This window comes from Flavobacterium sp. 2755 (assembly GCF_031455715.1).
Taxonomy (GTDB): Bacteria; Bacteroidota; Bacteroidia; order Flavobacteriales; family Flavobacteriaceae; genus Flavobacterium.
The window spans coordinates 352048-364261 of record NZ_JAVDTG010000005.1; the positions used below are offsets into that span (position 1 = coordinate 352048).

Here is a 12214-nt window from a genome sequence, read left to right on the forward strand (position 1 = left end):
TGATAAGGGAATTGAAACTTTACAAAAACAGTAAAGTGTTTTGTTTTAAAATTCTACATCGGGAATTCATGCTTTAATAAGCATTTCGTTCCATCTTTTTAGTTATGCTAAGAAGAGTCATAAATAAAATAGCCTTCGTGGTATTTTATGAAGTTTTGTAAGGCGGTCATTTCTATTCTTTTGATATGGTTCAATAGTAAAACAGCCTTGATGTAGATTACCCTACCAAAGAATTAAAGTTTTTATAAAAAAAATGAAAAATAATGTAGGATTTTTTTAAATCCCGGCTTGAAGGAAATTAGTAAGAAACTCTAAAGCTCACGTTTGGAGTTCTTTGCAGTGAAAAAGTCTCGACTTCTTCGATAGAATTTGTCAACGAACTTACTCTGTAATATTCGCTGATTTCATTTCTTCTGTTTAAAATATTTAAGATAGAGATCCCTAATTTGTATTGAATACCATTATCTGTTTCCCATTTATAGGTAGAAGAAAAGTTAACCTGCGAAAAAATATGCAGATTATCGCTGTTAGGTTTGTGATAAATCAAAGTAGGATTTGAAGGATCAATTTGCGTATTATCAGGAGAAGTTTTTGGCCTGCCCGAAGTCCACTTTGTACCTAAAGCAATTTTGAAATTGTTTTTCTCATAAATTCCTGCCCACGATGCTGTATGCATTACCTCAAAATTGTTAGGAAAAATTGGGTATTCGTAATTAGAAAAATGATAATTATTATGATTATACGTATAACTTAACCAAGTCAAAAAGTGATTCATTTTTTTTTGAATCAGCATTTCGGTTCCCCAAACTTCATAATCGCCCGTAGTTTTAACAAACTCTAACTGATTCTGAAATCCCTGACTTGAAGTTGTAATTCCTATTACTTTTTTATAGAAATTTTCGATATCAAAAAGCCAGTCATTTTTTATGTAAGATAAATTCAAAGAAACCTGTCTGCTTTTTTGAATAGGAATTGTGGAGTTATTAGAAATAATCCAGCGTCTTTTTTCAATACCGAAATAATCTTTTTGCAAATCAATAATTTGCTGTGTATTTTGACTTTTTAGTTCGCCCAGTAATTCTACATTTAAACTTTTGCTGATGCCGTAGCTAAACTGCGCGCGCGGTTCAATAATATATTTTTTAAACTTTTCGATATAATTAATTCGGCTTCCGGCTTTAAAATATATTCTCGAAATGGTATCGTTGTATTTTACTTCTGCAATTAAAGCGTGGGTTCTCAAAACGTCTTTTACTTTACGGTAGAAATCCGGATTTGAAACCTGTTCTAAATTAGTAACACCAATTTCATTAAATTGATACCCGTCGTTTATAGTAAATTTAGAATTAAGGATATGATTGTTCTCTAAATTAACTCCGTTATTGTTAACCGTATTTTCCTGAATTACAATTTGATCTTCGCTCGTAGATTGATTGGCGCGAAGTTCATAAGCAGAGTTGTAAACATTAATTTTAGTTGTATTAAAGCCGTTCCAGTTTCGTTTCCAAGATAAATTCCCGCCATAATTTTGCTGACGTAAAATATTATTTTCAGAACTGTTTATGTCGTAAACTTTTGCACTTTGAAAAACTTCCAGATTATCTTTAATCGTAATAAGATCTAAAACAATTTGGTCTTTAAGCCCTATTTTTTGAGCATATTTTAGCGTAGCATCATAAAAACCAAATTTCTTGTCGCTGTGATAATCAACATTTTGTTTATCTGAAAAATCAGTGATCGTTGTGTTTTGAAATACTTTATTAAAATACTCCTTATAAGTAGGTGTTTCGACAAAATCAGTAATTGATTTACGTGCCGAAACTTCGATATAACCCTTCGGTGAAATATTGTATTTCCCGTAAACATCAGCATTAATCATATTTAACCCTGCGCTAAAGGAGTTTTTCTCAGCAGTTTCGGGAGTAGACGAAATAGCTACAACGCTGGAAACACTTTCTCCGTAAAAGGCAGAACTTCCGTTTTTATAAATAGAAATAGTATGGGCTAAATTAGGATTGAATGCCGATATTAAACCAAAAAAATGTCCCGTTTGAAACATTCGTATACCATTCCATAAAAATAAATTCTGATCGTGTGTGCCACCGCGAACGTTAATGCTCGAAACACTTTCGTCGATACTGTTTACACCCGGAATTTGCTGCATGGTCTGCAAAGCGTCCGGTTCGATAAGTCCGGGAAGAATACCGAATTTCTTGGGTTTAATTTCAAACGATCCATCTTTGTTTTTTGAAATCCCCGAAGCCAGAATAGCATTAGCTTTTATTTCCTGAAGCTGCATGATTTCTGGTTCTAAAAATAGTTGGAGACAATCTTTAGAATCCGCATTGACTGCAGTAATTTTTTTAGCTAAAAAACCTACGTGGCTGATTACGAATGTGTTTTTGTCTTCTTTTGTAAACTCAAAATAACCGTTTGCATCTGTTGCAACCTGAGTTTTGTTAGACAGACTAATATTAGCGTTTTCAATTGGTTTTTTATCTGTATTAGAAAAAACATAACCGCATATTAGCGGTTTCTGATTCTCTTTTTTATAAATATTAATGAATTTGTTGTCTATGTTTTCAAAAGACAAATGAGTTTTTTGGGCCAGGTATTCTAGTTTTTCGACTAAAGAAAGTGATTTTTTTGGCGGAATTAATTCCAGTCCGGTAATATTGTCTTCGGTATAATTAAAGCTGATCTGATGCTGCTGTTCAATTTCAAGTATGATTTTCTTAAAAGGCATAAGTTTTCCTTTGTCCTGAGCAAAAGCATTCGGGACAAGGAAAAACAGAAGAAACAAAAAATGAAATTGTTTGGGGAGCAACATTTATTTTCCGTCAAAAATTATTTTATTTTTTGAGACTTGCTTGGCCTCTAAATGATAAGTTGTACTAATAATCTGCAAGGCTGTGTTTAAATCGTTAGCGGGTAATTTCCCTGTAAATAATGATGTTGTATCTTTTGTATTTAATTCGATTGTAATATCATATTGTCTTTCAACTTCGTCAAGAATGCTTCTGATATTTTCTTTATAAAAAGCGATTTCATTGCCAATCCATTCCGGTTGTGTTAAACTTACAACCGCTTTAATTTGTTTTCCGTTTTCAAAACTAACGCTTTGTCCGTGCGTTAATAAAATTTGAGTATCTGCATAATTTACTTTTACACGTCCTTCAAAACAAACTACATCAAACCTGTTTTTTCTGGCTTTTACGTTAAACTGAGTTCCTAAAACTGTTACTTTTCCAAGATTAGTCTGTACTTCAAATTTTCGGCCTTTGGCTACTCTAAAATAAGCTTCACCTTTTAAATCTAAATGTCTGTTGTTGTCCCAGTTCCATTTTTTATAATTTATTTCAGAACCAGAGTTTAATACCACTTCAGAATTATCAGGTAATGAAAAAGTGGTCTTTTTTCCAAAATCTGCTGTTTCTGTCTGCGGTACTAAAACTTTCATTGCAAACGTAATTCCAAGTGCCAGAACAAATATTGCAGCCGCTCTAAACGCCCATTTTTTGTATAGCGGGACTACTTTTTGAGCCGCTTTTTTCTGACTCAAAATGTTCGACAACATCGCATTTTCGTCCAAATCACCTACCTCTAAATGAGCTGTATAATCTTTTATTTTTCGGTATTTTTCAAAATCGGGACTTGCTTCAAATTCAGCCAATTCATCCGGAGATAAATCATCGTTGAGCCATTTTGCTAATAAGCGATCTTTTTTCATTGTACTGTACTATATAATTAAAACAATTAAAACTAAATTTACCCTACTTTTATAAATCAATTTCTTTACGCAGGCTTAATAAAGCGAGATGAATGCGCTTTTCTACTGCCTTTACGCTGATATTTAATTCTAAGGCAATTTCGCTGTATTTTTTTCCGTCAATTCTATGCATTAAAAAAGCTTCACGCTGTTTTTCGTTTAAATTTTCTATGGCTTTTAAAAGTTTGGCCTGAAATTGTTTTTCTTCCAGAATATATTCGGGACTTTCATTTGTTTTGTCTAAACCCGTGAAGTTTTTTTCGTATTTCAAAACCACTTTTTGGTGTGCAATTTCGTTGAGACTGCTGTTGTTGGCAATGGTATATACGTAAGATTTTGCTTTTTCCAGCGGTACAGATGCACAATTTTGCCAAAGTTTTACAAATGCTTCCTGCGCCACATCTTCAGCCTGATTGACATTGCCAAATTTGTAAAAAAGAAAATTTCGAAGTGCTTTTACGTGACTTTTGAAAAAAGACGAAAAAATTATTTCATCGCAAGTGTCTGATTGGTTCTTAGTTGGCATTTATATTTGTGATTGGTATGATGCAAAAGTATTTGTTTTTAGTATAAGTAGGGTAAAAGCAATGTAGATTGTTTTATAGAAGAATGAAATGTTATTGGCTTTTGATAATTTAGTATTAAAAGAGGCCAAAACCCCTAATGTTAATTTATTAAAAAACAGTTTCTTAAATTTTATTACCTTTGTAAAAATATAAATATGTTCCCTTTTAAAAAATATTTATCACTAGCAGCAGTTTTCCTGCTTTTGTTATCTTGTCAAAACGAATCACCTGACGATCAGGATAATAGTGGGCAAGGAACAATTACTAATGCTTCACCTCTTACGTCTTATCTGCAAAGGGTTGCCATGGTGCCAACCGTGCAGGATAATGTAATTGACGGCTCTACTTATTGTACTATAAAACTACCTTACACGGTTACTGTAAATAATACTCAAATTGCTGTTAATACGACTGCAGATTATCAAAAAGTAATAGACAATATCAATGCAAATAATTATGATGATGATATTGTAACAATAGATTTTCCGGTAACGATGGTCTACTATAATTACATTCAAAAATTTATTCCTGACCAAGCTGATTTTGATTCTTTAATTGATTATTGGAACCAATATCCTGATCTTTTATCTAAAATCAACGGACTGAATATCAATTATCCAATAACAATTAATATTTATAACAGCTCAAATCAAATAGGAAGTTCTCAATCAATTATAAGCGATCAGGCCTTTTTTAATTTTATTAAAAATTTGAATGCCAGTCAGTACATTTCTTTAAAATATCCAATTTCGATAGTTGATTATCATGGTCAAACGAGAACCATTAACAATAATCTGGATTTTGAAAATGCTATAAAATATGCGATTGATTACTGCCCGGAAAATAATATTGTAACGCTTGATTTGAATGAAGTAATTACAAAAGGTTCCTGGGATATTCCGTATTATTTTGATGATTCTGAGAAAACTTCGTCTTACAGTGGTTATTCCTTTGTATTTAAAAACGATAATTCTGTAGTGGCAACAAAAGCGGGAGCTTCAGAAACGGGCCAATGGGAAAGCAGCGTACAAAATAATGTTAGGGAATTAAAATTAACTTTTAGTTCAGCGTTACTTAGTAAATTGAATAACAGCTGGAAGTTGTTTGAGTTTAATAATTCGCAGATTAGATTGCGCGATGTAAGCAGCAGTACCAATTATCTTTACTTCGAAAAGTTATAAAAAGAAATGACCGCACAATTTGGTTTGAATTATGCGGCCAGATCAAGTTAACTAATCATAAATCATTATTAATTGGGCGTAAAGGTCAAATAATCTAAATTCATATTACCGTTTTCTACGATATGCAAAGTGAGCAATTGCTTTCCTTTTTCTAATTTAATTGTACCAATATTTTCAGAACTGTTCCAATGATGCCATTGTCTCCAGGCAACAGGATCTTTATCATCATGTGTAGAAACAATTTTCATATTTCCGGTGCTGTCTTTTCCGTTTACAGCAATAGAAATTGTTCCGTCGCCGTTTGCCGTATATAAAACACCAATTTTATAAGTTCCGGATTTTTTAACCTCAACCGTATAATTAATCCATTCCGTTGGCTGCGTCCAGCCCACATAAAGCTGTTTCATCTTAATCGGAACTTTGGTATAAGGCGTATCGTCAATACTGTCTGTTTTGGTATACGAAATATCAACGCCTTCTTTTAGCCGGAACTCGTTTAAAGGATTTCCGTTTACCGGATTCAGTTTTCCGCTTCCGTTATTAACCTCATCCGTATCGTGATATGCAATACCTTCGCCTCCCAAATCATAAAACTCACATTCTATTTTTCCGGGAATTTGCTGCGTTTTAAAAGGTTTTGGCTTTTCAGCCGATGTTTGAGCAAATGTTGAAAAAGCATTCATCAAAACGAAAGCATTCAGAAATAATAATACTTTTTTCATAGTAGTCAATTTTAGCATTAACGTATTTCTAAAGTTGCGATAGAATGCGCCAAACTCGTTACTTTTGAAGCTTTTCCTTTTATCCATAGAAAATATTCTACGTCATTATCAGTTTGGTTCATTACCACAACTTCAAGATTATTATCCTGATTTACAAAAGCTGTAGACAACAATTTATTACTGCTCGAATTACAAGCCACACGTTTTGCACCCGGTTTAATGAATTTAGAAAAATGTCCTAAATAGTAATATCCGTTGGTGTAAATCAGTTTTCCGGTTTTTAAATCAGCGTGAATAGGCGACATGCAAAAGTTTTGAACGTGATTTGGTCCGCCTCTTTCATCCAGTAAAATATTCCAGTCTGTCCAGGCAACTGTTCCAATATTGAAATCGTTAATCATCGACATTCCGTATTTTTCACCGTAACTCCATTCCGTTAATAATTTTTGGTCAAAATCTGCAGCGCAACCTTCGGTAAGAATAAGCGGTTTGTCTGGAAAAGCTTCTGCAACGCGGCGTTCGGCTTCAAAGTTCATTCCGTTTTTCATCCAGTCTTCGTACCAGTGATATCCAACTCCCCAAACATATTTTGCAGCATCTTTATCTTCCAGAACAGTACTAACACGCTGATACATTAAATCACGATTGTGATCCCACATAATCAGTTTCTTTTTAGATAATCCGGCTTTTTGCATCGTTGGCCCAAGAAAGTTTTTTATAAAATCACGTTCTTCTTCCGCAGTAAAAATGCACGATTCCCATTTTTGAACTGCCATTGGTTCGTTTTGAACGGTATAACCCCAAATAGGAATTCCTTCTTTTTCGTATTCATTAATAAATTTCACAAAAAAGTTAGCCCAGCTTTGGTGATATTCCGGTTTTAAAGTTCCGCCCTGCAAAACATTATTGTTGGTTTTCATCCACGCCGGCGGACTCCAAGGTGAAGCGTACAAAGTCAATTTTCCTCCGGCTTTTGCAATCGCTTCTTTAATTAACGGAATCCTGTATTTTCTGTCGTGGCTGATATCGAAAGTTTTTAAATCTTTGTCGCCTTCAGCAATATAACTGTAAATATCACTGGAGAAATCACAGCTTTGCATATTAGTACGCGCCAAAGTATATCCAATTCCTTTGTCCTTATCGTAATAAGCCGTCAGGATTTCTTCTTGCTTATCCTTTGGAAGTGCGTAAAAAACTTCTGCGGAAGCGTCAGTAAGTGCGCCGCCAATTCCTAACAAAGTTTGATACGTTTTAGACGGATCAACAAAAACAGAAGTTTCTTTTTCCGTTGGCTGCGGTTTGTCAAAAAACGTTAAGGTTTCAGTTTTTGTTAGTTTATTCTCGGTATTTTTTGCCGTTACAAAAACCGTTACACTTTTATAATCGGCTGCTTTAGTCTGCTTTTTCTGGGCCGATAAACTTGCCGTCAGAAAACCGGATAACATGATGGTCAGGCATGTGTTGATTTGGTATGTTTTCATAATTATGGTTAAATAGTTAGTATCGTTCTATGCTAGAATGTTATCAATTTTTTGAAGTTCATCTGCAGAAAAAGCTGTGTTTTTAAGACATCCAACAGAATCTAAAACCTGCTCCGGTTTGCTTGCGCCAATGATAACTGAACTAATTCTGTTATCTTTTAAAACCCACGACAATGCCATTTGCGCCAAGCTTTGTCCGCGCTCTGTTGCCATTTCATTTAACAGACGAACTTTTGCAATATTTTCCGGCGTTATTGCATCTTCTTCAATTGCTCCGTTTCCGCGATGTGCGTTTGCTCTTGAATTTTCAGGAATTCCGTTTAAATATTTATTGGTAAGAAGTCCTTGTGCCAAAGGAGAAAAAGCGATTCCGCCAACTCCGTTAGTTTCCAAAACATCTAATAAACCTTTTTCGATAGTACGTTCCAGCATTGAATATTTAGGCTGATGAATTAAGCAAGGCGTTCCTAATTCTTTCAAAATTTTAATTGCATTTTGAGTTTCTTCAGGGCTGTAGCTCGAAATACCCACATAAAGTGCTTTTCCCTGACGTACAATTAAGTCAAGTGCTGCCATAGTTTCTTCTAATGGTGTATTTGGATCTGGTCTGTGGTGATAAAAAATATCAACATAATCTAATCCGAGGCGGGAAAGACTCTGATCTAAACTCGCAACTAAATGTTTTTTTGATCCCCAATCGCCGTAAGGGCCATCCCACATAGGCCATCCAGCTTTGGTAGAAATCACAAGTTCATCACGGAAAGGTTTGAAATCTTCTTTAAATAATTGACCAAAAGTCTGCTCTGCAGATCCCGCCGGCGGACCATAATTATTGGCCAAATCAAAATGACTTATACCATTATCAAATGCAGTGTGCAATATTTTACGGGCGTTTTCGATATTATCGATTGCGCCAAAGTTGTGCCACAACCCAAGAGAAAGGGCAGGAAGCATTAATCCGCTTTTACCGCTGCGGCGGTATTCCATTTTTTGATATCGGTTTGAATCAGGTATGTAACTCATATTTTTATTTTAATTGTTTTTTCTTTGGGTGTAATTTATTTAAACACATAGGAACATAGTTTTAGGAATCTAAAAAAGGCGTTTCACTTGCATTAACAAACATAGGCTATGTTTCTATGTGTTTAAAAATATTTATTTGTTACATCTCAATGAGTTAATTTATATTTTTTTAAATGCTTTTACAACAATTTCTAAATCGCTTGTGCCTCTAAAACCGCTAAAACCAACAGAAAGTTTTGTTCCGTCAGATAAAGTTAAAGGTTGTCCGCCCTGCCATCCAATAAGATCTGGAGCTTCAATTCCGTTAGCGTTTTCATCTACAATATTATTAAAAACCAATTTTTCATAATCTCCCGTTTTTACTCCGGTAAGCCAAACCTGACTCGCTTTTGTCCACGCAATTTTATACGATTGTCTTTTTCTGGCTTTATCATTTCCGTACATACGGCCATAAACGGTTCCTTCTTCGTCAATAATACATACGGCTACATTTCCGTTTGAAATTACTTTGTCTTCCTGAACGTCCATGTAGCTGGGGATCAGATCTTCAATAGCCAATAAAGCCAAAGCAATTCTTAAGTGTAGAATTTGATCATTCATTATTTTGATTTATAAAATGTTAGGGATTTCAAAGATGAAATATTTTGTTTCCTAATTTCTTAAACTAGATCAAGAAATTATAATAAATAAAAATTTTATTAAACACATAGAAACATAGTTTTATATTCAAGTTGAAAAAGATTAAAATAAATGACACATCATTTGCACATAGTTCTATGTTTGTTAATGTAAGTGAAACGCCTTTTTTTAAGATTCCGAAAAACTATGTTCCTATGTGTTTAAATTAATAGATTCAATGAGTTAAATAAATCATCTTATATTTACATCTTGTAAATCAGTAAAACAATGTTTCAAAGAATACGAGAATATCTTTCAAGGTCTGTCCGCCTTTCTGAAGAAGAGATTAAAATTTTTGAAAACAGTCTGGAATTGAGGCTTGTTCCAAAAAAAACAATCTTATTGCAGGCAGGTGAAGTATGCAATTTTGAAGCTTATATTAATAAAGGCTGTATTCGCGAATATTTTATTGATGATGCAGGAATTGAACTAACGCTGCAGTTTGCAACCGAAGATTGGTGGGTAAGTGATATTACCAGTTTTGAAGATCAGATTCCGAGTGATATGTATATTGAAACGCTTGAAGACTGCGAATTATTGGTTTTAACCCGTCAGTCTAAAGAGAATTTGATTAACGAAGTTCCGCAATTAGAAAGAATGTTTCGTTTGATGATTCAAAGGCATTTGTCGAAATTGCAAAAACGATTGTTTAAAACGGTTTCTTCAACCGCAATGGATCAATATATTGAGTTTGTTACGCGTTATCCAACAATTTCGCAAAGGGTTTCGCAGCAATATATCGCTTCTTATTTAGGAATTACGCCTGAATTTTTAAGCAGGTTGCGTGCGAAGCATTTGAAGAATGGATGAATTTAGATTTGAAAAACAATAAAAAAGGGCTGCTCAAAATCGAAGCAGCCCTTTTAAATTTATATATTTCTCTGTTCCGTAGGAACATCTCGTCGGTAGAAAAATTATATTGTTATTATTGTTTACGTTCCGTAGGAACGTTTGATTTTGATATCGTTTTTAATAATCTAATATATCAAACGTTCCTACGGAACGTAAAATGCGGTCAATCGTTATTTTTTTTCTACCGATGAAACATTCCTAACGGAATGATAACGGGATATCAAAAAGTTATAAGAATTTTCAGAATTTTTAATTCCAAATCTCATTCATTTCTGTCAAGATAATAGGTTTTCCATCAGTAACGATAATTGTATGTTCGTGCTGCGCCATAAAACCACCTTTGTTTCCAACCATTGTCCAGCCGTCTTGCAGAGTTTCGGCAATTGTAGAAGTTGTTGAAATAAAAGTTTCAATTGCCACTACAGAGTTTTTCTTAAATCTTGTTAAGTTAAATTTATCTCTGTAATTGGCGATTTCGTGTGGTGCTTCGTGAAGACCTCTTCCAATTCCGTGACCGGTTAAGTTTTTGATGACTTTGTAACCTCTTTTCTTAGCTTCGGTTTCCATTATAAAACCAATATCAGAAATACGAACGCCGCCTTTTATATTGTGAATTGCTTTATGCAGAATTTCTTTTGAAGCTTCAATCAATTTTTGATGACGGTTTACATCTTCGCCAATAACAAACGAACCGCCGTTATCTGAAAAGAAACCGTTTAATTCTGCCGAAACATCAATATTGATTAAATCGCCTTCTTTCAATATTCTTTTATCAGAAGGAATTCCGTGGCAGAATTCTTTGTTGACGCTGATACAAGTCCAGCCGGGAAATCCATACGTTACATACGGTGCCGATTTTGCTCCGAGATCATTCAGAATTTTTCCGCCGTAATCATCTAATTCTTTTGTAGAAATTCCAGGTTTGGCATAATTTCTCATTTCTCTTAAAGCATAAGCTACAGCTTCGCTTGCCTTTTTCATTCCGATTAATTCTGCTTCTGTTGTTATTGACATGGTGTTATTTTTCTAATTGCTAATATAAAACTTAAATTTAAAGTATTAGTTCAATATCACTTTTTTAGAGAATAGGGTTTCTCATTGATGTTTTTCCATTAGAAGGGTTTCCTGTTTTATGGCAAAAGTTTTCAGGATAATTTACATTACCAAATTGTACCCAGCTTTTATATGCTTTATCACTAAAAGGTCTATTTGGATTATATGGGATTTTATTTCCTGTCCTGATACAGAAACCAAATCGAATAATTTCTTCATCTCTTTCTGGTCGCAATGATACTTCTGAGCCTAACTCTAATTCATCAGGAAAGTCTCCCAGTTTTTTTATTAATGTACGTTGTTTGTAATTGCGAAAATTATGATAGAAATTATCAGTGACATCATGTAGAATATCAGATTTGATATAATTTTTTCCAAGAAATGCACTTAGGAGTTTTTTTTCATAAAGAGGACGCTTTACAAAAACTGCTTCATTGTTATGTGCGATTTCCCAACAAGTATTCCAAGCTTCCTGATCTGCCGATTTATTAAAACTACCCAAAATATTTTGTTCTGTATAGACGCCAAATTCTATATTATTTTTAAATGAAAAATCATAAAGATTAATAGATGTAATTACTCCTTTTTTTTCATTTCCATAATATTTCGCATGAAGTTTTGGAACATAAACAATAGTAACATTTAAGAATTTTTTGAAGTAATCGTAATCATCTTTGCTTAAACTTCGGCTTACTTCTCCTTCATTTTTGCCAAATACAATCAAAATATGAATTTTAGGATTATTTGTGTGTTTGTCAAACAAACGCTTAAAATAATCATCCAGCTTTATGTAAGGCGAAACAATAAGAATTGTATTTTTTGCTTCCCAAATGATGTCATATACAACTTTTTCAAGTTCTTTTCCTGTAATGAATTTTGTCATTTGCTA

At 33.7% G+C, this 12214-nt stretch carries 11 protein-coding genes; 2 read left to right on the forward strand and 9 right to left on the reverse strand.

Annotation, left to right across the window (positions count from 1 at the left end; genetic code table 11):
• Positions 1-298 precede the first annotated feature (298 nt).
• From J2Y38_RS14365 to J2Y38_RS14375, 3 genes are read right to left on the reverse strand one after another with little or no spacing between them, the layout of a single operon-like run.
• A complete protein-coding gene (locus tag J2Y38_RS14365) occupies positions 299-2803 on the reverse strand; it encodes a carboxypeptidase-like regulatory domain-containing protein (protein ID WP_309843717.1) in 2505 nt (834 codons plus the stop codon).
• Between the two features lie 27 nt (positions 2804-2830).
• A complete protein-coding gene (locus J2Y38_RS14370) occupies positions 2831-3730 on the reverse strand; it encodes a FecR domain-containing protein (protein ID WP_309843719.1) in 900 nt (299 codons plus the stop codon).
• A gap of 49 nt (positions 3731-3779) precedes the next feature.
• Positions 3780-4295 (reverse strand): sigma-70 family RNA polymerase sigma factor, encoded by a 516-nt coding sequence (locus J2Y38_RS14375; protein WP_309843721.1) that lies wholly within the window; start codon positions 4293-4295, stop codon positions 3780-3782.
• A gap of 195 nt (positions 4296-4490) precedes the next feature.
• Here J2Y38_RS14375 and J2Y38_RS14380 point away from each other — a divergent pair, with 195 nt between their 5' ends.
• Positions 4491-5516, forward strand: coding sequence for a hypothetical protein (locus tag J2Y38_RS14380; RefSeq protein WP_309843723.1), 1026 nt, complete (start codon positions 4491-4493; stop codon positions 5514-5516).
• A 68-nt stretch (positions 5517-5584) separates the two neighbouring features.
• On the opposite strand, the gene J2Y38_RS14385 is transcribed toward J2Y38_RS14380, so the two are convergent.
• The 4 genes from J2Y38_RS14385 to J2Y38_RS14400 form a co-directional block, all read right to left on the reverse strand.
• Positions 5585-6238, reverse strand: coding sequence for a delta endotoxin C-terminal domain-containing protein (locus J2Y38_RS14385; RefSeq protein WP_309843726.1), 654 nt, complete (start codon positions 6236-6238; stop codon positions 5585-5587).
• 17 nt (positions 6239-6255) lie between these two features.
• A complete protein-coding gene (locus tag J2Y38_RS14390) occupies positions 6256-7719 on the reverse strand; it encodes a glycoside hydrolase family 30 protein (RefSeq protein ID WP_309843729.1) in 1464 nt (487 codons plus the stop codon).
• 27 nt (positions 7720-7746) lie between these two features.
• Positions 7747-8742, reverse strand: coding sequence for an L-glyceraldehyde 3-phosphate reductase (mgrA, locus tag J2Y38_RS14395; protein ID WP_309843732.1), 996 nt, complete (start codon positions 8740-8742; stop codon positions 7747-7749).
• A gap of 159 nt (positions 8743-8901) precedes the next feature.
• A complete protein-coding gene (locus J2Y38_RS14400; protein WP_309843735.1) occupies positions 8902-9342 on the reverse strand; it encodes a hypothetical protein in 441 nt (146 codons plus the stop codon).
• 306 nt (positions 9343-9648) lie between these two features.
• Here J2Y38_RS14400 and J2Y38_RS14405 point away from each other — a divergent pair, with 306 nt between their 5' ends.
• On the forward strand, positions 9649-10230 hold the full coding sequence (locus J2Y38_RS14405; protein WP_309843738.1) for a Crp/Fnr family transcriptional regulator: 582 nt from the start codon (positions 9649-9651) through the stop codon (positions 10228-10230).
• A gap of 291 nt (positions 10231-10521) precedes the next feature.
• Here J2Y38_RS14405 and map read toward each other — a convergent pair whose 3' ends face one another.
• On the reverse strand, positions 10522-11286 hold the full coding sequence (gene map / locus J2Y38_RS14410) for a type I methionyl aminopeptidase (RefSeq protein ID WP_309843741.1): 765 nt from the start codon (positions 11284-11286) through the stop codon (positions 10522-10524).
• Positions 11287-11350: 64 nt separating this feature from the next.
• The gene (locus J2Y38_RS14415) at positions 11351-12208 is read right to left on the reverse strand and encodes a phospholipase D family protein (protein ID WP_309843743.1); all 858 of its coding nucleotides are present in this window, start codon (positions 12206-12208) and stop codon (positions 11351-11353) included.
• Positions 12209-12214: the final 6 nt, after the last annotated feature.